General features: G+C 64.5%; 20 protein-coding genes and 2 rRNA genes. 10 read left to right on the top strand and 12 right to left on the bottom strand.

The features are described 5' to 3' along the window. Positions 1-108: 108 nt before the first annotated feature. From EH209_RS00105 to EH209_RS00085, 5 genes are all read right to left on the bottom strand, one after another. Complete coding sequence (locus EH209_RS00105) at positions 109-1074, bottom strand: D-2-hydroxyacid dehydrogenase (RefSeq protein WP_249038714.1); 966 nt, start codon at positions 1072-1074, stop codon at positions 109-111. Between the two features lie 96 nt (positions 1075-1170). Beyond that, positions 1171-2010: a CheR family methyltransferase gene (locus EH209_RS00100; RefSeq protein ID WP_126660986.1), complete on the bottom strand. Its 840-nt coding sequence runs from the start codon at positions 2008-2010 to the stop codon at positions 1171-1173. A gap of 49 nt (positions 2011-2059) precedes the next feature. Next, entirely contained in the window at positions 2060-2491 is a 432-nt protein-coding gene (locus EH209_RS00095; RefSeq protein WP_008895231.1) for a chemotaxis protein CheW, read from the bottom strand. 303 nt (positions 2492-2794) lie between these two features. After that, the gene (locus tag EH209_RS00090) at positions 2795-3952 is read right to left on the bottom strand and encodes a chemotaxis protein CheW (protein WP_126660985.1); all 1158 of its coding nucleotides are present in this window, start codon (positions 3950-3952) and stop codon (positions 2795-2797) included. Then, positions 3949-4737 (bottom strand): ParA family protein, encoded by a 789-nt coding sequence (locus EH209_RS00085; protein WP_126660984.1) that lies wholly within the window; start codon positions 4735-4737, stop codon positions 3949-3951. Before EH209_RS00085 ends, EH209_RS00090 begins: the two co-directional genes overlap by 4 nt. Positions 4738-4939: 202 nt before the next feature. Between EH209_RS00085 and EH209_RS00080 the strand changes: the two genes are divergently transcribed. From EH209_RS00080 to EH209_RS00045, 8 genes are all read left to right on the top strand, one after another. Next, positions 4940-5299 (top strand): response regulator, encoded by a 360-nt coding sequence (locus tag EH209_RS00080; RefSeq protein WP_126660983.1) that lies wholly within the window; start codon positions 4940-4942, stop codon positions 5297-5299. Beyond that, positions 5299-6345 carry a chemotaxis-specific protein-glutamate methyltransferase CheB gene (cheB, locus tag EH209_RS00075; protein ID WP_126660982.1) on the top strand — a complete coding sequence of 349 codons (1047 nt, stop codon included), beginning with the start codon at positions 5299-5301 and terminating at the stop codon, positions 6343-6345. Before EH209_RS00080 ends, cheB begins: the two co-directional genes overlap by 1 nt. Continuing rightward, positions 6333-8348 carry a chemotaxis protein CheA gene (cheA, locus tag EH209_RS00070; protein WP_126660981.1) on the top strand — a complete coding sequence of 672 codons (2016 nt, stop codon included), beginning with the start codon at positions 6333-6335 and terminating at the stop codon, positions 8346-8348. Before cheB ends, cheA begins: the two co-directional genes overlap by 13 nt. A gap of 2 nt (positions 8349-8350) precedes the next feature. Then, entirely contained in the window at positions 8351-9460 is a 1110-nt protein-coding gene (locus tag EH209_RS00065; RefSeq protein ID WP_229380157.1) for a chemotaxis protein CheC, read from the top strand. Then, on the top strand, positions 9457-10230 hold the full coding sequence (locus EH209_RS00060; RefSeq protein WP_126660980.1) for a chemotaxis protein CheD: 774 nt from the start codon (positions 9457-9459) through the stop codon (positions 10228-10230). The genes EH209_RS00065 and EH209_RS00060 overlap by 4 nt, the downstream gene beginning before the upstream one ends. 136 nt (positions 10231-10366) lie before the next feature. Then, a complete protein-coding gene (locus tag EH209_RS00055; protein WP_211338305.1) occupies positions 10367-12067 on the top strand; it encodes a type II/IV secretion system ATPase subunit in 1701 nt (566 codons plus the stop codon). 95 nt (positions 12068-12162) lie between these two features. Beyond that, positions 12163-13551: an NAD(P)/FAD-dependent oxidoreductase gene (locus EH209_RS00050; protein WP_126660979.1), complete on the top strand. Its 1389-nt coding sequence runs from the start codon at positions 12163-12165 to the stop codon at positions 13549-13551. A gap of 510 nt (positions 13552-14061) precedes the next feature. Continuing rightward, entirely contained in the window at positions 14062-15015 is a 954-nt protein-coding gene (locus tag EH209_RS00045) for a cytochrome c oxidase subunit 3 (RefSeq protein ID WP_126660978.1), read from the top strand. Positions 15016-15096: 81 nt separating this feature from the next. On the opposite strand, the gene EH209_RS00040 is transcribed toward EH209_RS00045, so the two are convergent. Both EH209_RS00040 and EH209_RS00035 read right to left on the bottom strand, forming a co-directional pair. Then, complete coding sequence (locus tag EH209_RS00040; RefSeq protein WP_211338304.1) at positions 15097-15282, bottom strand: hypothetical protein; 186 nt, start codon at positions 15280-15282, stop codon at positions 15097-15099. 94 nt (positions 15283-15376) lie between these two features. Beyond that, complete coding sequence (locus tag EH209_RS00035) at positions 15377-15871, bottom strand: hypothetical protein (RefSeq protein ID WP_126660977.1); 495 nt, start codon at positions 15869-15871, stop codon at positions 15377-15379. A gap of 115 nt (positions 15872-15986) precedes the next feature. Between EH209_RS00035 and EH209_RS00030 the strand changes: the two genes are divergently transcribed. Further along, positions 15987-16898: a manganese catalase family protein gene (locus tag EH209_RS00030; RefSeq protein WP_126662481.1), complete on the top strand. Its 912-nt coding sequence runs from the start codon at positions 15987-15989 to the stop codon at positions 16896-16898. A 77-nt stretch (positions 16899-16975) separates the two neighbouring features. On the opposite strand, the gene EH209_RS00025 is transcribed toward EH209_RS00030, so the two are convergent. Beyond that, entirely contained in the window at positions 16976-17548 is a 573-nt protein-coding gene (locus EH209_RS00025; RefSeq protein ID WP_126660976.1) for a hypothetical protein, read from the bottom strand. Continuing rightward, on the bottom strand, positions 17545-19824 hold the full coding sequence (locus tag EH209_RS00020; RefSeq protein ID WP_126660975.1) for a DUF6789 family protein: 2280 nt from the start codon (positions 19822-19824) through the stop codon (positions 17545-17547). Before EH209_RS00020 ends, EH209_RS00025 begins: the two co-directional genes overlap by 4 nt. A gap of 214 nt (positions 19825-20038) precedes the next feature. Here EH209_RS00020 and coxB point away from each other — a divergent pair, with 214 nt between their 5' ends. Beyond that, a complete protein-coding gene (gene coxB, locus EH209_RS00015) occupies positions 20039-20812 on the top strand; it encodes a cytochrome c oxidase subunit II (RefSeq protein ID WP_126660974.1) in 774 nt (257 codons plus the stop codon). A gap of 448 nt (positions 20813-21260) precedes the next feature. Here the strand turns inward: coxB and EH209_RS00010 are convergent, their stop codons facing one another. The 3 genes from EH209_RS00010 to EH209_RS24345 all read right to left on the bottom strand — a co-directional run. Beyond that, positions 21261-21668 (bottom strand): DUF7344 domain-containing protein, encoded by a 408-nt coding sequence (locus EH209_RS00010; RefSeq protein ID WP_126660973.1) that lies wholly within the window; start codon positions 21666-21668, stop codon positions 21261-21263. A 182-nt stretch (positions 21669-21850) separates the two neighbouring features. Next, positions 21851-21972, bottom strand: a 5S ribosomal RNA gene (rrf, locus tag EH209_RS00005). Between the two features lie 117 nt (positions 21973-22089). Further along, positions 22090-22284, bottom strand: a 23S ribosomal RNA gene (locus EH209_RS24345); the annotation flags it as partial.

Genomic DNA, 22284 nt, shown 5'->3' with positions numbered 1-22284 from the left:
GTTCCGACCGCGGGATCGACGGGCGACTGCTGGTTTCATACCGGGAATTGGTGCGGTACCGTGAAAAAACTGCAGTCGAATCCTCCGGTAAACGGAACCGGACGGCGTTCAGGGGCAGACCTGATTCTCGAGGGCCGCGTCGGGATCGTCGGCGAACCGGCGGGCGTTCTCGGCCACGATATCGGCGAGTCGCTCGTAGTACTCGGGGGTGTGGCCGGCGTTGTGGGGCGTGATCTGGACGTTTTCGAAGGTCCACAGCGGGTGGTCCTCCGGCAGCGGTTCGGGATCGGTGACGTCCAGCGACGCGCCGCGGATCCAGCTCGAACGCAGCGCCTCGACGAGCGCGTCGGTGTCGACGACCGGCCCGCGGGCGACGTTGACGAGGACCGCGCCGGGATCCATCGTCACGAACGCCTCGCGGTCGATCAGCCCGCGCGTAGTCTCCGTGAGCGGACACGCGAGCACCAGATAGTCGGTTTGTGCGAGCGCGTCCTCGAACCCGTCGCCCTCGAAACCGACTACCTCGTCGGTCGGACCGCCCTTCTCGGGCGTGTATCGGACGCCGATCGTCTCGACGCCGAAGGGCTCGAGGCGGTCGGCGACCGACTCGCCGATCGCGCCGAGGCCGACGATCGTCACCGTCGACCCCTGCAGTTCCTCGGCCTGGTAGTGGCGCCACTTCCGGCGGCGCTGCTGGCGCGCGCCGACGTGGAACCGGCGGGTGAAGCGGAGGATCGCGCCCAGCACGTGCTCGCCGATGTTGGGTCCGTGGACGCCCGAGGCGTTCGTTACGGCGACGCCGCGCTCCTCGAGTTCCTCGAGGGGAAGGTGGCCGGTCCCCGCGTAGGCGCAGGCAAAGACCTCGAGGTTCTCGGCGGCCTCGAGCAGCCCGTCCTCGAGGGTCATCCCGGTGACGAAGCGGGCGTCCCGAATCCGGTCGCGCTCCGCCGTCGGCGTGCGGGCGAGGTCGACGGTGCCGTCGGGCAGCCGGTCGCGGAGCGCGCCCGCGTACCGTTCGATCGGCATGCCGTGAGTTCCCTTCCGGAGCACCAGAACGTCGGTCGGCGTGGACATATCGCTGTCGACGCGTGCGAGACACATCAATCATCCCGATGGATAGCGGCGAACGGGCGACGCCGCACCCCGTTCGGCAGTCGTCTCCGCCGGCGATCACTGCCGCCGGTAGATCCGCGACGCCCTGTCGGCCGGCTCGAACGCGTTCTCGATGTTCCGCGTCAGCGATTCCGACTTGCCGATAACCAGATAGCCGCCCGGACGGATCGCGTCGGCGAGCTTCTCGAGCACGGTTCGGTGGTGGCGGTCGTCGACATAGATGAAGAAGTTCCGACAGAGCACCAGATCGTAGGTCGATCCGATCGAATCGGTGATCAGATCGAACCGATCGAAGTCGACCATTCGCTTGATCGAGGACCCCACTCGGTAGGATTCCACGTCGTCGTCGTCGTCTCGATCGTCCGGACAGTCGAGGTAGGAGCGGTACGCGTCGAGATACGACAGCTCCGTCTCGAGGTTGGACGTTCGTTGCTGTTCGTAGACGCCGTTTCGCGCCCGTTCGAGCGCGTTTTCGTCGATGTCGCTGGCGCGAATAGAGAGGCGATGGGACGAGATCCCCGCGCTTTCCCGAGCGAGCATCGCCAGCGAGTACGGCTCGCGACCGTCGGAGCAGGGGACGCTCCACGCCGAAAGCGATCGGTCCCGCCGTTCCTGGAGCGTCTCGAGGACGCCTCGAAGCTCGTCCCAGACGGAGGTGTCGCGGAAGAACGACGTGACGTTGACGCTCAGCGTATCGAGCAACGCCGTCTGCTCGGCGCCGTCGTCGTCCTCGAGCAACGAGAGGTAGCTGCTGTAGGCGTCTCGCTCGAGACCGTTTCTCGACAGCCGGGATCGGATTCGGCGGCGGAGATACCGATCGGCGTAGTAACTCGTCGCGAACCCGTACCGGGATTCGATGTGCGAAAGGAGGCGGTCGAAATCGTCGGTGTGTGTCATGGAGTCAGCTCCGTCGTGAGAGTCGGTCTCGAATGCGCTCGGGTCCGCGTCAGATCCTGATCGCGGTCGGATCGACCCAGACGACGAACTCGTCTTCTCGTCGGATGACGCCGGCGATCCCGTCACCGTCGACCGCCGTGTTGACGACGTCGGACGCCAGCGCCTGCACCTGGTGGACTTCGTCGGCGAACCAGCCGATCCGTTCGGGTGCTCCCCGTTTACGTTTGAAGACGATGATCCGATCCCCGAATCCGTCGTCCTCGAGCCCGAGAAGCGTCTTGAGGTTCACGATCCTGGTCGTCTCGCCGCGGAGGTCCATGACACCCTCGACGTGGGCCGGCGTGTTCGGGATCGCGGTCAGTTCGTCGGAGTTGACGATCTCGGCGATGTAACCGATCTCGACGCAGTAGCGGTTCTCGCCGAGGTCGAACTCGAGGACGTGCGTTCCGTCGGCGTCGGACTGGAGCGACTTCGTCGCCATGGTCACTGTTCGTCGCCGGCGGATCGCCGTCGGTCGGTCGAAGTCTCGTCGCCCATCGACGGCCGTCGGTCGGGCACTACGCTGGCGGCGTCGTTCGATAGTCCGCACTCTCGTATCATAGTAGCTAGGCTGATATACAACAAGTTAAATATTTTTGCTATACGAATATCAGTATTCGAATGGCGGCCAAAACGCTAATATACACCCGTAACAGGAGATATGACGGATATTTATCTATGATGAGAATCTGATTAGAAGTCTAAAATCGCGTAGATATGCAGGCCGATATGGAGGTCGCGGACGTTACTTGATCTGCTCGATGATGCTGTCGATATCCAGCCACGAGATCAGGCTCGTGTGATCGCCGTTGGGTTTCTTGATGACCGAGTCGACGAACTCGTGGCCGTTGTCGTCGGCGCCCCGAGACTCGTCAATCTGGTCCTCGTGATACGTCGCGGCCTGACGGACTTCGGTCACCCTGATGCCGAGTTTCTGCTTGTCGTCGCCGCGGTTGAGCACGACAATGTACTGCTCGTCCGAAGGTTCGCTCCGCTCGATGTTCAACAGGGCCGTCGGATCGACGACCGCCGTGATCTCACCGCGGAGGTCCGTGACGCCGTCGATCGCCTCCGGACCGCGCGGGAACCGGGTGATCTCTTTCATCTCCACGATCGCGCTGATGCGATCGATCGCGATCGCGTACCGGTCGTTGTTGAGCGAGAACTCGAGGACCTGAACGGTGCTCTCGTCGCTGCGAGCCGAGTGGTTCAACGCGGTGTCGTCGGCGAACATCCCGTCTTCAGCGCCGACCGCACCCCGGAGGACCGACCCGTCCCCGGACGCCGTGTCGGTTTCCAGCGCCGTCGCGTCCACGATCGGTTCCATTCCGTCGGCCGCATCGAACTGCTGGACGCGACCCGCCGCAGCTCCGTCGCCCGCGGCTGCCGATTCCGCGGCCGGAGTGAGTGGGTTGTTCGCGCGGGTCGCCGGATCGGCGCGGGCGGCCTGCCCGCCGCCGTACGCTTCTGGTTCGGCGCCCCGTCCCGGGGCGGACGCCGCGTGAGAACCCGTCCGTGCGGCCGGTTCGGCGGCCCGGGCCCGAGGCTGCGTCGTCTGTCCGGTCGGCTCGGTCGCTCGCTCGGCCGAACCGCCGGAGTGCTCGGGGACGTCGTGGGAAGCCGGTTCGGAGACGTCACCGGAACCGGACTCGGCGGCGGCAGCCGTTTCGACACCGTCGTCGGACCGATCGGCGCTGCCGGCGGCGGCGTCGGTCGCGGTCGGTTCGGGATCCCTCGAGTCGGGGTCGTTCGTCCCAGAATCGTCCGTCTCGGGCGCGGCGTCCGCGTCGGCGGCGTCGTCCGCCGCCGATTCGTCTTCGTCGCCGTTGTTCGCGTTCGCAGTCGCCTGCGATCGGGATCGGTTCCGGATCCGTTTGATTCGTTCTGCTCGTTCGTCAGTCATACTGTCATCTCCGTGGTGGAAAACTCCTCGTCGAGCGAGGCCGCGACCGCTCGGAACCGCTCGCACATGTCGATCTCCTCGTCGGCCGCGAAGATCGACCGGCCGCTCGAGAACGCCCGCTGGAGGGCGACGCGTTTCCGGACCTCGAACGTAGGGACGTCGGGGACGGCCTCCTCGAACCACTCGAGCATCTCGGTCGCCTCGCCGGTGTTTTCGATCCGGTTGACGACCAGCGATTTGGCGTCGATCTGCACGTCGTGTTCCATCTCGAACGCCCGCGTGTAGTCGAACAGCAACTCAAGGGAGCGCTTGCTCGTCGATTCGGCCAGCGCCGGAATGACGAGGTTGGGCGCGGCATACAGCGCGTTGTCGGTGAGCATCCCGAGGTGGGGCGGGCAGTCGACGATCACGTAGTCGTAGCCGTAATCCGCGGTGTCGAGCAGCTTTGCGAGCCGCCGTTCGCCGTCGTCCAGTTGCAACAGCGACGCTTCGGCGGCCGTCATGTCGATGTTGCTCGGGAGCACGTCCATCTCGTCGTGATGCCAGACGAGCTCGTCGAACGAGACCGACGAGTCGTCGACGAGCGCGTCGAACAACGTCGGCGGAGCCGCGTCGTACGCGTCGGTGAGGCCGAGCCCCTCAGTGCCGTTGCCTTGGGGATCGAGATCGACGAAGAGGACGTTCCTGTTTCGCTGACTGAGCGCGCCAGCGAGAGTGATCGCCACTGTCGTCTTTCCGACGCCCCCTTTCTGATTGGTTACACAGAGCCGCGCGAGTCGCGCCATTCGGTCAACGGTTCTGCCGCATACTACATAACTCCGATGGCTGTTGAAAGGCCGATAACTGGACAAACGCGTTCTAAGTAACCGTATATGGAGACGATATCAACTCAAACCTCGTATCGAGATTTGAGTCCAAACCTATATGGTAAGAAATCATAGTAGTTAGCCGTATTCTTTATACGGGTGTCGTTAGAAGGCCACCACTATGACAGTGAAGGTACTGATCGTCGATAACTCCGAAGTGATGCGAGAAGTGTTGGAAGAAGCGATCAAGGAGGAGTTTTCCGTCGTCGCGGAGGCCGAAAACGGAGCGGAAGCGATCGAAGCGGTCGACACCTACGACGTCGACGTCATCATGATGGACATGGTGATGCCGGGCATCGACGGCGTCGAGGCGACGGCCACGATCAAGGAGAAAGCTCCCGGTATCAAGGTCATCTTCTGTACGAGCGTGACCCAACAGGAGCGGATGAAGCCGGCGATCGAGGCCGGGGCTGACGGCTACATCATGAAGCCGTTCGAGAACAGCACGATCCGAGAAGCGATTCACGATGTCGTCTCCTGATGGTTCGCGCCGTTATCGCGGACGATTCCGGCGTTATGCGCGAGATTCTCTCCGAGATTCTCACGGCGGCCGGAATCGACGTCGTCGAGGCGGTCGAGGACGGGACCAGCGCCGTCCGCGCGATCTTAGAGCGCGATCCCGACGTCGCGACGATCGACATCAGCATGCCGGACAAGAACGGCCTGGAAGTGATCGAAGAGGTCATGGCCGAGCGACCGACGCCGATGCTGGTGATCAGCGCTCGAGCAAACGACGGGGCGTCGGAGACGTTCGAGGCCCTCGACCGGGGGGCCGTCGACTTCATCGCGAAGCCGAGCGGGCAGCTCTCGGTCGACATCTGGTCCCAGCGTGACGAGATCGTCGAGAAGGTTCGGGCCGCGGCCGCGGTCGATCCGACGACGCTTACCCAGGACGCCGGCGCGGAGCCGGTTCAGTCGACGGTTCCGGCCGACCGGGTCCCGGACGGATCGACGGTCGTCATCGGGTCGTCGACCGGCGGACCGCAGGTCCTCGAACGGGTGCTCGCAGAACTGCCGCGAGAAGCGAAGTTACGAGTTCTCATCGTACAACACATGACAGACCACTACACCGGACGTTTTGCAATGCGTCTGAACGAGCGAACAGCATACGAGTGTCGAGAAGCATCGGACGGCGATACGGTTGGGGCGGGCGACGCGGTCGTCGCAAAGGGCGGTCGCCACCTCGAGGTGACGGCCGATCGCGACGGCGAGCTCGCGGTCGCCCACGACGACGGGCCCAAGATCCACAACGTCAAACCCGCGATCGACGTCACGATGCGGTCGGCCGCCGAGGCGGTCTCCGGGCCCCTCGTCGGGGCGGTGTTTACCGGTATGGGCGCCGACGGCGCGGCCGGACTCTCCGCGATCAAGGCCGCCGGCGGAAAGACCATCGCGCAGGACGAGGAGACCTCCAGAGTCTTCGGCATGCCCGGCCGCGCGGTCGAAACCGGCGACGTCGACATGGTGTTGCCGGAGAAACGGCTCGCCGAAGGAATCGTTAACGCGCTCGACGGGTGGTCCGGGTGAGCGACGCCATCACCACGTTCGTCCACGAGAGCGAGGAGGACATCCAGAAGCTGAACAACGCCCTGCTCGACCTCGAGAACGATCCCGACGGTAACGAGGCGATCGAGACCGTCTTCCGGGTCGCCCACAACCTCAAAGGGAACTTCGGCATCATGGGCTTCGCCACGGCCAGCGAGCTATCACACGCCGTCGAAGACCTCCTCGACCAGATCCGGGACGGCCGGCTCGAGGTAACCTCCGAGCGGATGGATCTCGTCTTCGAGGCGGTCGACCAGATCGAGCTGATGGTCGACGAGATCGCCGAGAACGGCGAGCCGACGACCGATCCCGCGGAGACGATCGAATCGATTCGCGCTTCGATCGACGGCGAGAGCGCTCAAGCGGCGACCGAACAGCCAGCTGCGAACTCCGCCACCGCGGTCGACGACGCGGCGGACGACGACGGCCGATCTCGCTACCGTGCGACCGTCGACGTGGGCGAGACCGACGCCAAACGCGTCGACGCGATGTTCGTCCTCGACGCGACGGGCGACGCCGACGCGTTCGAGCTGGTCCACACCGTTCCCGATCGGGACACGATCGAGGACGGCGAGTTCGACGGCACGTTCGACGTCGAACTGGCAGTCGACGCCGCCGACGACGGCGACGAGATCGCGTCGTTCTACGAGGAGAGTCGCTACGTCGAATCGGTGACCGTCGATTCGGTCGCCGACGCGACCGAGACGGAGACGGCCGACGAGACGCCCGCGCAGACGGTCGACAGCGGAGTCGAGACCGCTCCTGACACGTCAAGCGAGGACGGCGACGACGACTCCGACGAATCGAACTCCGAGGAGACGTCGATCGCCTCGCGGCGCAACAAGGAGGTCGAATCGATCCGCGTCGACGTCGAACAGGTCGACCGCCTCTACAACCAGGTCGAGGAGATGGTCACGAGTCGGATCAAGCTCCGCAAGATCATCAAGGGGAGCGGACTCGTCTCCGCCGAGGAGGAACTCGAGGAACACGGCAAGATCACCTCGAGCCTGCAGGATACGGTCCTCGAGATCCGCCTCGTTCCGCTGGAGAAGATCGTCGGCAACTTCCCGCGGGTCGTCCGCGACCTCGCGCGCGATCAGGGCAAGGAGATCGACTTCGAGATGGAGGGCGTCGACAACGAGATGGACCGCTCGATCCTCAACGAACTGAGCGACCCGCTGATGCACATCATTCGGAACGCGGTCGACCATGGGATCGAGCCGCCGGCGGTCCGCGAGGAGAAGGGCAAGCCCCGCGAGGGGACGATCCGCCTCACCGGCGAGCGCGAACGCGACCGCGTGTCGATCACCGTCGAGGACGACGGCGCCGGCCTCGACGTCGAGCGGATCAAGGAGAAGGCCGTCGAGAAGGGGATCATGACCCAGGAGGAGATCGATGTCCTCGACGAGTCCGAAGTCTACGACCTGATCTTCCACCCGGGGTTCTCGACGCGCGACGAGGTGACCGAAGTCAGCGGTCGCGGCGTCGGGATGGACGTCGTCAACGAGGTCGTTCGCGGCGTCGACGGGACGATCAACGTCGAGAGCGAACCTGACGAGGGCACGAGCGTCACGCTCACGCTCCCCGTCAGCGTGGCGATCGTCCGAGTGCTCTTCGTGACGATCGGGGACGAAACGTACGGCATTCCGATCAAGAACATCGACGAGATCTCCGAACTCGAGGACCTCACCATCGAGACGATCGAGGGCCAGGAGATCATCACGCACGACGACCGCGTGTACCCCCTGATCGCGCTCGACGACACCCTCGACGTCGGCGACGCCGAGCGCTCCGACGACGACATGGTGATCCGGATCAAGACGGACGTCCGTCAGGTCTGCATCCGCTGTTCGGACGTCGTCGGACAGGAGGAGGTCGTTATCAAACCGTTCGAGGGGATCCTGAGCGGTGCGCCCGGCATTAGCGGGGCGTCCGTCCTCGGCGAGGGCGAGGTCGTGATGATCCTCGACGTGGAGACACTGTAACCATGAGTATGAAACTCGACTTACGAAAGCTAGAAGAATTCGACCAGATGGCCATCGACGGCGCCGACGGGGCGAGCGACCGACTCTCCGGGCTGACCGGGGTCGACACCTCGGTCGACTGCAGTCGCTTACACGTCGTCGCCGCGACGGCGGTGATCGACGAGTTCGAGCGCGACGACGTACTCGCCATCTCCATCTCCCTCGAGGGCTATCTCGAGGGGGAGGTCGTCACCGTCCTCGACAGCGCCAGCGCCCGCGAACTCGCCGAGGCGTTCATGCCGATGCTGCCCTCGGACGACGGCTACACGTCGAAACACGAGTCGGCTGTCGAGGAGATCTGTAACGTGATGGTCAGCGGCTATGTCGACGGCTGGGCGAACGTCCAGGGCGAGTCGATCGTCATGTCGCCGCCGTCGGTCGTCTCGAGCGCGTTCGACCCCGAGGAGGGCGTTCGATCCGAACTCCTCGAGGAGACCGAGCACGTGCTCTCCCAGCGTAGTTCGATCGTGACGCCTGACGACGAGATCGAGTTCCAGATGTTCCTCTTCCTCGACGAGGCGACGTCCCGCACCCAGTTCGGCGCGGACCCCGACGCCAGCGCGATCGATTACGAACTCCTCGAGGTGCTGACGGCGCTGGACGGGATGGAACCGCGGTCGATCGGCGACCACCTCCTCGAAACGACCGAGTTCGACGCCGACGTCGCGGTCGACACGCTGGATATCGTTCCGGCCGAGCGACTGTCGGAGACGGTTTCCGACGAGGAGAGCTTCGGCGCGGTGGTCGAACTCGTCGATCCGCCGATCGGCTCCGCAATCACCTTCTTCGACGACCGCGACGGATCGACCGACGAGGTCGGCGCCGCGGTGACGACGAGCCTCGTCGACGAGATTGCCGACCGGCTCGAGGTAGCGGTCCGGGCCGGCGAGCCGACGATCGTCGACGACATGCGGTCGTCGATCGTCAACGACGTGGTCGCGAACCTCGGACCGGGCGAACGGTTCGTCCTCAGCCTCGAGGGGCTGCTCGAATCGACGGCGGGCGATCTCAGCTGCGACGTCTACCTGCTGCTCAGCCCGAAGGAAATCGCGGACTACTGGGCCCAACGATGAGCGACGACGCGAACGACGAGGACGGCGGGATCACCATCTACGGCGCCGACGACGGGGCTGACGACGAGGGCGACGACGCCGACGACCTCGGAATCAGCGTCTACACGCCGGCGACCGACGACGACGAGGACGACGGCGACGATGACGAGGTCGAGGTCCCCGTCTACGGCGAGTCGGCGGACGACTCGAGCGCGGACGAGGACAGCGACGCCGATGGCGACAACGGCGACGGTGATGACGACGACTTCGAAATTCCGGTCTTCGGCGACTCCGACGACCCGGAGCCGACGGCAGACCCCATCTCGGTCGGCGTCGCGGAGTACGCGATCACCGACGAGGGGCGACCGCTGCGGACGAGCGGACTCGGCTCCTGTCTCGGTCTCGTCGTCCACGACGACGTCCGGGGCGTCAGCGGCCTCTTACACTTCATGCTCCCGCGGGCCGCGGAATCGAACGGGCAAAACCACAGCGACGCGAAGTTCGCCGACACGGGGATCGCCGCGATGCTCTCGGCGTTCGTCGCGACCGGCGGCGACCTCTCGTCGGCCTCGGCTAAGCTCGCCGGCGGCGCGACGATGGTCGACTTCGATCGGGTCGACACCCCGATCGGCAGCCGAAATGTTGAGGCGGCCCGGCGCGAACTGTCCGACAACGGCGTCGAGGTCGTCGCCGAGGATACCGGCGGCGACGCGGGACGATCACTGCGGTACGATCCGCAGACCGACGAACTCCGCGTGACCGGCGCGAACGGCACCGAGCGAACACTGTGACGCCACTCGACCCGATCACCGCGGACCGCCGGCCGGCATCCCGTCGGCACCTCCGTCCGCGGCCTCGAGGGCCGACTCGCAGTTCGACGCGGGGCGTCTCTCGAACCGGACGGCAGACGAACAACACCTAGCATCGATGGCCTGGCAAATCGATCCCGGCGACTTCGACGAAACGAGTCTCTCGAGCGACCTTGAGGAGCAGATGGATCGCCATCCGCACCTCGAGGAACACGTCACCGCGTTTCACGACCGAACGAACGTCTACCCGCGGTACATCGACGAACCGGAGGACCACCACAACACGACGGTCGACCACCCCAACTACTGCTGGCAGATCGATGATCTCGTCTTCGCCCACGTGTACGGGTCGACCGATCAGGACCCGATCTACTACGCGATCGAACCCTCCCTGAGTTACGACGAGGTCACGCTGTTCCGGGAGGTGAAAAACCGGGTGCTAAACAAGAACGTGACCGATCCCGGCGACGTGGACCGCGAGGACATCGAAGAGGTCCTCGAGCCGGTGGTTTCGGTGACGACGGAGGCGCCGCCGGAGGAGCGGTCGGCCGTCGACGGCTTCCTCGGTCGGCTCCGCGGCGCGCTCTCTCGGCGGCCGATCTCGGTCGACCAGCGGACCTACGAGCGACTGCGGTATCAGTTCCGGCGGGACGTGCTCGGTCTGGGGCCCCTCGAGCCGGTCTTGCTCGACGATAGTAACGAGGACATCCACGTACTCGCCCACGATAACCTCCACGTCTACAACGACGTCTTCGGCCTGGTTCGGACGGACATCGACTTCGGATCGGAGTACGAGTACGAGCACTTCCTGCGGTCGATGGGCGAACGGATCGGCGACCCGCTCTCCGACGCCGACCCGATCACGGACGGAACCCTCCCCGACGGCTCCCGATTCAACGTCGTGTTCAGCAACGACGTCTCAGTAAAGGGGCCGTCGATGACGATCCGCCAGCAGGACGAAATCCCGCTGACGATGACGGCGATTACCCGCGGCGGAACCTTCTCGCCGACGGCCGCAGCGTACCTCTGGCTGGCGATGGAAAACGAGACCAGCGCCATCGTCGCCGGGGAGACCGCGTCGGGGAAGACGACGACGCTCAACGCGTTGACGTCGTTCATCCCGGACGACGCGAAGATTTTCACGGCCGAGGACACCGCCGAGGTCATCCCGCCCCACGACACCTGGCAACAGCTCCTCACGCGGGAGGGGACCAGCAACGAGGTCGACCTCTTCGACCTCGTCGCCGCCGCGCTTCGCTCGCGGCCCGACTGCATCATCATCGGCGAGGCCCGCGGCGAGGAGGTTCGAATGGCCTTCCAGGCGATCCAAACGGGCCACCCCGTGATGATGACCTTCCACGCCGGCAACATCAAGAGCTTAGTCCAGCGGCTGAAGGGCAACCCGATCAACGTTCCCTACTCCCACCTGGACAATCTCGACCTCGTGATCTTTCAAAACTTCATCCAGAGCGACGACTACCGGCGCTGTACGAGCATTTACGAAATCGACAAGTTCTCGAGCGAACTCGGCGGACTGGTCACGAACAAGGTCTTCGAGTGGGATCCCGTCGACGACCAACTGGAGTTTACCGGCATGAACAACTCGGTGCTCTTGGAGGACAAGATCGCGACGCTGCACGGCTACGAGGATACGCGCGACATCTACGACGACCTCGAGTATCGGCGCCGGATCATCGAGAAGATGGTCTACAAGAACGTCGTCGACTACGAGGAGTTCAACCGAATCATCTCCGAGTTTCAACAGGACGGTCACGCCAGTCTCCCCTTCCACGTCGAGAAACCGGAATCGATCACGTGATCTCCGATTCGGCGCGGCTACCGCTCGTTTCCGTTCAGTTCAGTCGCCGTCTGTTTCAAGCATTTTAATATGGGAGGCTGAGACCTCTACGGAGTATGGAACGCGTAGATGTCGCGATCGTCGGTGGCGGACCCGCGGGGGCGTCCGCGGCCGAGCGGGCCGCCGCCCACGGCGCCGAGACCGTTCTCTTCGAACAAGGCGTCCCGCGGGAGGACCGCGACGGCCTCGGGCCCGACTCGACCGACGCCGCCGGGATGCTCGACTACTGGATCGATATCATGGAGTTCGACTACCGGGAGATTCCCGACGACGTCATCTTACGGGAACTCGAGGCGACCGAGTTCGTCGGCCCCTCGACGTCGGTCGAACTGACGAATACGGGGATGGACGCCAGCTACCCCAACTTCGGCTACACCTTCCACCGCGCGCGCATGGACGACTGGCTCTACGAGCGCGCCGAAGACGCCGGCGCCGACCTCCGCGTCGGGACGGGCGTCAAGAACCTCGATACTGACCTCCGCGCCTCGAGCCCGAAGGGGCCAACCCACACGCTGACCCTCTCGAACGGTGACGAACTCGAGGCCCAGTACGTCGTCCTTGCGGACGGCCCCCAGCGCCGGATCACCCTCGACGCGCTCGACCAGTTCACCGCGCCCGGCCGCAGCGTCTCCGACTACCTCTCGCCGCCGGAGGCAAACCACATCGCCTACCAAGAGTATCGAGACTTCCCCCCCGAACTGTTCGAGGAGTTCGAGGACACCCTCAAGTTCTGGTGGGGGTACATGCCCGGCGAGACCGCCTACCCGTGGGTCTTCCCCAACGACGGCACGGTCGCCCGCGTCGGGCTGACCATGCCCATCGGGATGGAACTCGAGGACGTCGAAAACCCCGCCGCCTACGCCTTGCTCGAGCACGACGACGACAAGCTCCCCTCGGGCGCGGAGTACATCCGGCGCCTGCTCGAGCGCGAGTACGGCGACGAGTACGACATCGAGACGGACATCCCGCGCGTCGAGGACCGCGGGAAGTCGAAGGGGACCGAGACGTACCCCATCTCCTCGACGCGACCGATCGAGTCGCCCGTCGGCGCCAACATCGCCGTCGCCGGCGGCGCGATGGGGACCACCTCGGCCTTCCACGAAGGCGGCTACCACGTCGCCGTCCGCACCGGGAAGATCGCCGGCCGGCTCGCCGGAACCGACTCGCTTGCGAACTACAACGACGTCTGGAAGCAGGCCATCGGCGACGAGATCCTTCGTAACGTCTCCTTCGCCGACATCGTCAGGGAGTACGAACCCGCCGACTGGGACCGCACGTTCGAGATCGTCAACCGGATGCAGGGCGGCGACGGCGAGGGCCTGGTCAGCCGCGGCTACTCCGCCGGAATCGGCGCTTCGAAGGTTCTCCTCGAGTACAAGCGCCGAAAGTTCACCTACCGCGACGGCGGCTACGTCCAGTTGCGCGAGGACGAGTACTTCTACTGAGTCTCGCGTTCCGCTCGCCTCGGTTCGCCCGCGACTTCGTGTTCCCGGCCAGTTGTATGAAAACCAGCACTGAGGGGAAGTCGGATCGTACGGGAACACGTGCCAGCTATCGACAGCGACCGCACTCGTCGGTATCTCTCCGGCGCGTGCGTCGCCTGACTCGGGGCCCTCATCCTGCTCGTTCCCCGCTACGATGTCTGGACGACCTCCGGAACCTCTCGTGGGGACTGCTCGAGACCTGCTCGAGAACCGCAACACGATTCTCGCGACCCGGTAGCCACGCGAGGCGCGCCCGCGGACGCCGCGGGACCGAGCGCCGACGCCGCGGCGGACGAACGCGAAGCGACGGACCGGGAATCGCGATCCGACGCCGGCTGACGGTTGCGGAACGGACGGTATCGATACCGATACTCGAGGACCCGACGGCGACGGACGCGCGGGAGCTCGTACGAACACCCTCCCGGCGCGTAAGCGGCGATCCTTTTTCCGGCTCGACGTTGGACTGCGGATATGGATCGACGCACCGACGCGAGCGGTTCGGACGACGACACGGCGTTCGAGACGGCTCCGGTTCGAACCGACGGCGGCGGCCACGGCGTCTCGAGCGACGGCGCGACGGCCGGGCACGATCCGGACGGGCCCGTCGGCCCCGATAGCCCTCATCAACCCGACATCGATCACGACGAGCACGAACACCGCAGTCGCTGGCCGCTCGTCGCCGCCGTCGGCGCCGGTGGGCTCTACGGCGGCGCCGCGATCGCGATTCTCGGGAACGAAACGGGCCTGCTGCCGCCGCTCGTGGGCGTCGCCCTCGCCGTCGTCGGGACGATCGTCCTGCTGGCCGGCATCGCCGGCTGGGTCGACGAGGTTTTTCTCGCGCCCGCGAGAGAGGGGGCCGTCGGCGGGTCGTCTCGAGAGTCGTATGTCTGGACGACGTTGCTCTTTCTGACGACCGACGTCTCGACGTTCGGCGCGCTGTTCATCTACTACTTTTTCGTCAGAGTCGGCGCGTGGCCGCCAGAAGAACTGCCGGCGCTGCTGGGATCGCTCGTGATCGTCAACACCGCGATCCTACTCGCCAGCAGCGTCACGTTCCACTACGCGCACGAAGCGCTCGAGGAGGGGAACCGGCGCCGTTTCCTCGGACTGCTCGGGACGACGTTGGTACTCGGGATCGTCTTCCTCGGCGGTCAGGTCTACGAGTACTACGAGTTCGTCGTCCACGAGGGGTTCTCGATCACTAGCGGCGTCTTCGGGACCGCCTTCTACGGCCTGACCGGGCTCCACGGCTTTCACGTCGCGCTCGGCGTCGGCGGGATCGCCGTGTTGTGCTGGCGCGCGCTCCGCGGTCACTACGGCCCCGATCAGGACACCTCCGTCGCGACCGTCTCGCTGTACTGGCACTTCGTCGATTTCGTCTGGGTGTTCCTCGTGCTCGTCCTCTACGTGGGCGCGACCGTTTGAACGGCCCGCGAACTCGGTCGCGCGACGATACACCCGCTATCGCCGTCGCGCTACGTTGTGGTCCCATCGGCGTCTCCCTCGCTACGGGAGATCGTCGCCCGCCTCGCGCTCTTCCTCGAGGAGTCGGAGCGTCGGGTCGGAACAATCACAGAAGTTCGTCTGCCCGAGCGGTTTGTGCGTCCCATCGGGCCAGACGTGAACGATACCGATCCGGCCACAGCCGGCGCACTTCGCCGCGGCACGCCGTCGCTTCTCGTGTTCGGCCACTGATATCACCTCGAGTCCGGGGTACGAGAGCCAGCGGGGAAAAACCCCGGTGGGCCGGCCGCCGCGGGTGTGGAGCCGAATCGGCGGTCGTCGACTAGTCGGCGCTCGGCGCGGCCGTTTCGTCGACCCCGAGGTCGACGGTGACGTACTGCGAATTCGCCGTCTCCGGCGATCCGCGAACGGCACCCAGCGAGAGCGAATCGCCCGGCTGGAGGGGATCGGAACCGGATCCGCCGCTGTCGCCATTGCCGTTGCCGCCATCGCCACCGTCGCCGGTACCGCCGGCGGTCGTAAACAGGAGCGCGCGAAAGGAGGGCGCGGCGTCGTACGAGACCACGCGGCCGGTCGCCTCGTCGAGTCCTCGGGGTCGCCAGTCGACGGGTTCCCCGACCGTGATCGCACTGTCGGGCACGTGCTGGTAGGAACGCATCACGCCCTGCTCGATCGGTTGCTCCGCGCTCTCGGTCGACTCGGGCCGCGACCCGTCGGCTACACCCGTACTCGAGGTGCCGACGAGCGCTCCGGTCGACAGGAGGCCGCACTTGACAAACGTTCGCCGCGTCGTCGACCCTGACGTATCCTGGCGCATGAGTTCGCTCCGTGTTCTCGACCACCGACGATGGGATAATGATTTTCCATGCTGACACAACGCCGCACTGGCAAGTGACAGCGTTATTTCAATGGCTCTGGCCAGTGAGAGCTGGATGTTCTTCCAAGAACCGGAGCTCCAGTACGAGGTTACCGTCGAAGAACCGGATCCGCACTTCGCGAAGCTTCTCCAGCAGGCGATCGGCGGACAGGAAGGGGAGATGCGCGTCGCGATGCAGTACATGTTCCAGGCCTGGGCGCTCCCCGAAGGCTACGAGGAGTATCGGAACCTCCTGATGGAGACCGCGGCGGAGGAACTGGGTCACATCGAGATGCTCGCCACCGCGGTCACCAAGAATCTCCGCGGCTCGGCCAAGCAGATGAGCGACGAGGCCGAGGAGACCGCGGCGACGGCCGCGGCGATGACCGGGCAAAACCCCCGCCAGTTCCTCTCGGCCGGCGAGTCGGCGATGCCCGTCGACAGCAACGGCGTCCCCTTCACCGGCAACTACATCGTCGCGTCGGGTAACCTCGCGGGCGACCTCTACGCGAACGTGATGTCCGAGGCGACCGGGCGCACGCTCGCGACCCGACTCTACGAGTACACCGACGATCCCGGCATGAAGGACATGCTCGCCTATCTCATCGCCCGGGACACCATGCACCAGAACCAGTGGCTCGAGGCCCTCGAGTCCCTCGACGATCCGGTGCCGGTGCCCGCGAGTTTCCCGCAGGAACAGGAAAACCAGGAGTACAACTACGCGTTCATGTCGACCCGACGCGAACAGCAGCCCGACCCCGGCTACCCGTGGACCCAGGGCGAGGCGCCGGACGGGAAGGGACAGTTCTCCTATCTCCCCGAGCAGCCGGGCGACGGGGAGGTCATCGCCCCGCAGCCGAGTCCGATGACGAACGACACGCCGAGCCGACCCGACGACGCCGCCGCCGGCGATTCGAACGCGACCGGAATCTCGGAGACGACCGACTCGAAGCCCTCCGACGGGAACGCGACCGACTCGAACCAGTAAGCCGAGCGCTCGGCGACCGTCGCGTGCTCTCGAAGAAGACGACTCCGCGACCGCGGCGACGAAAGCCGTCAATCGCCTTATCGCCGCATCCGTTCCTCGAAGCCCGCCAGTTTTCGGTAGATCGGCGGCGTCAACACCCCGCCGATCCCCATGAAGATCGCCACCGCGCCGATCGGGAACAACAACGGCTGTACCTCGAGACAGGAGTTCTGGGACGTGATCTGCACGTAGTACCGCGTCCCTTCGTACTCGACGACGGCGCCCTCGAGCAACGCCGCCCGGTTCTCGACCTCGCCCGAAACCACCCCCTCCTGTAGGGGACTATCGATCGCTTCCTCGAGGGCCTTCCGTTCGGCCGCCGAGAGCTGTTCGGCGGGGATTTCGTCGATGGTCGCCAGCGATTCGTCGTACTCGTCGGCGGGTGTCGCCGCGATCGTCGGCTCGCCACACAGCCCGAGGCCGTCCTGAACGACCACGTAGCCGCCGACGATCGAAAGGGGGAGGCCGACGGCGATCAGCAGAACGCCGAGAAAAGGGGCGGCGTAGGTCAATATGAGCGACTCCGACGACGCGGTCGGCTCGACGGGACCGGTACTGTCCGTGGCGGGTGGCTCGTCCGCGTCGGACGGCGTGGCGTCGTCGTCGCTCATCGAGGCCCCTCCGGCGACGTCGGGCGGCGACCGCCGAGGTACGTGATCATCCCGGCGAGTCCCAGCCCGTAGATCCAGTGGGCGAGCAGTGTGAAGACGAGATAGGTTACCAGCTCAAGGCCGGTCTGCCCGGTGTAGAAGGCGATGACGAATCCCGAGGCGATGACCGTCGCGTACCACAGGCCCGTGATGAACGTGAGTTCGCCCGGCAAGTACTCACCGAGCGAGAGGAACAGCAGGGGCCAGACCGTCATGCCTGCGAAGAGGAAGAGCCCGTAGCCGAGCGCGAGGTTCGCCGGCAACCCTACTAGCGTCGCGAGGTTCGCGAAGGACTCGAGGTCGAAGACGCCCAACGCGACCGCGACGAGGAGGACGCCCGTCAACAGTAGCGTGCCGACGAAACCGCCGGCCGCGCCCGCGCCCGCGTCGCTCAGGGCGCGTCGGGCGACCGGCACGATGCGACCGTACAGCGACGGCGGCCGCTCCTCCTGGGCGGGTACGTACGACGGCCGGACCTCCTCTGGTTCGCTCGGCGGAATCCCGTGCTTGCGCTCGAGGCGGTCCTCGAACCACTGCCACTCGGGCGTGAACTGCTGGGTCGCCTTCAGCTCCCACGGGTCCGCGGTTTCGACCCGCGCCCCCTGGAAGTACGACCAGAGCATGTTGTAGAGCCACATGAGTACGCTGATCCCGATGATGAACGAGCCGACGGTCGCGACGACGTGCAGCCCCGAGTACTCCGCCGGATAGGTCGCGTACCGACGGGGTTGCTCGAGGAAGCCGAGCGCCATCAGCGTCATGAACGTGAGTCCGGAGCCGATGACCAGCAGCGACGACTGGAAGATCGCGAGCCGACGGTCGTACATCCGCCCGGTAATCATGGGGTACCAGTAGTAACTGGCCGCGAACATCATGAACGGGATGATCCCCATGAGAATCAGGTGGAAGTGACCGACGACGTAGTAGGTGCCGTGGTAGACGATGTCGACGGGGATGACCGCGAGGAAGATGCCGGTTACGCCGCCGACGATGAACAGCCCGACCGAGCCGACACAGAGGATCGTCGGCGCGGCCAGCCGGACGTCGCCGTTCCACATCGTCGTGATCCAGTTGAATACCTTGATCGCGCTGGGAACGGCGATCGCGATCGACGTCGCCATGAAACTCGCCCGGATGCGGGGGTCGACGCCGGTCACGAACATGTGGTGGGCCCAGACGCCGAAGGAGAGGACGCCGATCGCGATCGTCGAGTAGACGATGAACTTGAACCCGAACAGCTTCCGGCCGACGAATTTCGGGAGTATGAGGCTCATCAGGCCGGTCGCTGGGAGGAAAATGATATATACCTCGGGATGGCCCCAGAACCACAGCAGGTGCTGCCAGAGGATAGGCCCGCCGCCCTCGACCGCGAAGAACGTCGTTCCGAAATTGCGGTCGAGCAGCAACATGAGCAACGCGGTGCCGAGCAACGGGAACGCGAAGATGATGATCGCGCTCGTGATGAGCATGTTCCACGAGAAAATGTCGAGGTTCGCCCACCCGATCGACTCGTCGCGCTCGTAGACGACCGTCGCGATGAAGTTGATCCCGCCGATCGTGGTCGCGATGCCGCTCAAGTGGAGGCCCAACAGCAGGAAGTTCGTCTGGGGGTTCGGCGCCAGCGACAGGGGCGGATACATCGTCCACCCGATCGCCGGTTCCTGAAACGCCAGCAGAACTGACAACCAGTCGTTTGGGACGGCAACCGCGAGCACTGCCCCCGTTACTTCGGCGACGATTCCCAGCCGAGCGAGCAACAGCGACGGCGGGAGGAGCCAGAACCCGATGGCGTTGAGCCGCGGAAACGCCATGTCGTCGGCGCCGATCAGCAGCGGCAGGAAGTAGTTTCCAATCCCGAAGAACACCGGCGTGACGAAGAAAATCAGCATCGTCAGCCCGTGCATGGTAAACAGTTCGTTGTACGTCTGCTCCGTCCAGAGGTTCGCCTCCGGCGTCAGCAGATGCGTCCGAATCATCATCGCGTCGATCCCGCCCCAGATCGCCGCGACGGTGCCGAACGCGATGTAGAGCAGTCCTATTTCGCGATGATTAGTCGTCGTCGTCCAGCGAATCGCGGCCGCCTTCGCCTCGGCCAGACTCAGTTCGCGACGGTGTCCCGTCGCGTATCCCCCGTCCGGCGACGGCTCGCCTCGAGCGCGTCGCGCCAACACGATCGTCAGGAGACAGCCGATGACGACGACCGAGAACAACGAGACTTCCATGAGCGCGCGGTTCATCGGCGCAGACCACCGTCGTTTCGATCGCGCCGCTCGTCGCCGTGCATAGCGATAGGCTCACCACCGACCCCAATAAATATGAACTGACGAGAGAGTGACTGTCACCCATTTTGATAGGCGTTCGACCCCAGTCTCCGTCTAAAACGGTTCGAAATGCTGACTGTTCATCGAACGATGAACGACGTATAACACGCCGGTCGTTGAACCGCCGTCAATGAGTAGCCGCCGTCGCACGACCGTCGCGTTCGTCGCCGCAGCGCTCTCCGCGCTTGTCGCGCTGACCAGTACGGTTGCGGCGCAGTCGCCCAACCGCGAACTCATCGATGGCCTCGAGTATCAGTTGCTCTACGCGGCCCTGCCGCTTACGCTGTTCGTCCTGATGATCCTGATCTACGCGGCCGTCAAGTTCCACGACAACGACGATCCGCAGCCGACGACCGAGGACCCCGCGCTCGAGATCACCTGGACCGCCGCGACGGCGATTATCCTGCTGTTCGTCGGCCTCTCCGGTTACTCCGTCCTCGTCAACCCCTATATCTCGCCGTCGCAGGCAATCGACACCGACGATCGAAGCCAAGAGGGGTTCGACTCATTCCAAGACCTCCCCGATACCGGCGACGAAGAGGTCCACGTCCGCGGCTATCAGTGGGAGTGGCAGGCAACCTATCCAGACGCCAACGTCACGACTGAAAACCAGATCGTGATTCCCGCCGGCGAGGACGTGACGTTCTGGCTGACCAGTGACGACGTTATCCACTCGCTTTTCATTCCGGATCTGGGTGTCAAACAGGACGCGTTCCCCGGCGACTACACTCGCGCACGGACCGTCGTCGACGAACCCGGCCGCTATGACGTGGTCTGTGCGGAGTTCTGCGGCGCCGGCCACTCGCGGATGCAAGGTGAGATCGTGGTCGTCGACGCCGAAACCTATGACCAGTGGCTTTCGGAAAACGAGGGGACCGTCGCCGAAGCGCCGAACCCCGACTGAAAGGGACCCGATACCGATCGGACGATGGAAGAGTTAAACCGGACGACCTCCTAAGGCCAGTGCGTGCCTTTAGTCCCCGTCCGAGTCTACCCATCCGGGTGCGATGACAGCACGGCGAACCCGGGCACGCGATATCCGGTGGGCCTCGCCCACCCGTTCGAGGAGCACGACCGCTTCTCCGCCCGGCACGAGGGTTAGCCAGCCGACGCGGCACGCCGCCACGGGATGAGGCTGGACGTTAGTGTTCCGGGCGATACCGATTTCCGAACGGCAGCTCCGCTTTCATCCACTGCAAGTCGAGCAAACGTGTAATACCCTGTGCGTTAGCATTCATCACTGTGGGTATCTCACCCACACGCTCCATTCCCCTTGGGCGACCGTCTCCGCGGCGTCGACTCGTGGTAGAGACTCGCGGTTTCCGAACGCGAGCCGAGTCGCTCGTGCTCTACTACTGCTCCCTGTTCGAAGAGGGAACCGGTTCGCTGTACAGGAACGATTCCATTGATGACCCTGTTACCGTGACTTCGTCTTCGCTCGCGCGCGCCTGACGAACGGTTTCGCTGATCTCGTCGAACCCGTCGCTAACGATCACGTCCCCCGTCCGATTGTCGTGTTCGATGAGATCGTGGTCCTCGAGCTTCGGAAGATGGCTGTGGACCAGCGATGTCGTCACACGTTGTTTTTGCGCCTCGGTGACGACCTCGATCGATTCGCCTTGTTCCCAAGCGGCGATCTGTAAGGAAATGCTCTCGATGTTCGCGTGGTCATTCTTTAAAAAGTAGTAGAGGAGGTATCGACAGCGCGCCTCGGAAAGAAGTCCGTATACGATGTCCAAGGAGAGACGTTCTGATTCCATATTATACGGTTTTCCACACACCCGAATAAGCCCCGCTCCAAAAATATTTGGTCCGATTGGAACGGGAACCGTTGTGCCGAGGGCTAGAGATAAACACGACTGGTAGCGATATCACTACGGAATAAATACGAGTAGCCCCACACAGCCAGTGCTGTGCGGGGCGTGATGATGAGAGTATGAGTGGATGGCGGCGAATCGGGTCTCCCAGAGGCTCGCGCACTCCAGTACTCACCGAAACGCAGGCGGGCTTAACTACCGTGTTCGGGATGGGTACGGGTGGAACCCCGCCGCTGTGGCCGCCTCAACGCCGATCGACGGAATCGAACCGCCGCAATACCAATATCGGTGGTATGTGACCGTGATTGTACGTGTAGTCCAGTTAGCGCCTGGACCCGTTTCCGGGTCTGATCCAGATGCGATATGAGTGTGTGGCTTGATCGGTTAGTGCTCGCGGACTCAACACCTCGTTGCCTTGGTGCGTACATCCCGAGTCTATCGAACTCGTCTTCTACGAGTGATCTCGATGGTATCTCTTTTCCAAGTGGGTTTCGAGCTTAGATGCGTTCAGCTCTTACCCCGTGGTGCGTCGCTGCCCGGCACGTGCCCTCTCGGACAG

It is taken from the genome of Haloterrigena salifodinae (assembly GCF_003977755.1).
GTDB lineage: Archaea > Halobacteriota > Halobacteria > Halobacteriales > Natrialbaceae > Haloterrigena > Haloterrigena salifodinae.
This window is presented reverse-complemented; position numbering and strand designations above follow the sequence as displayed.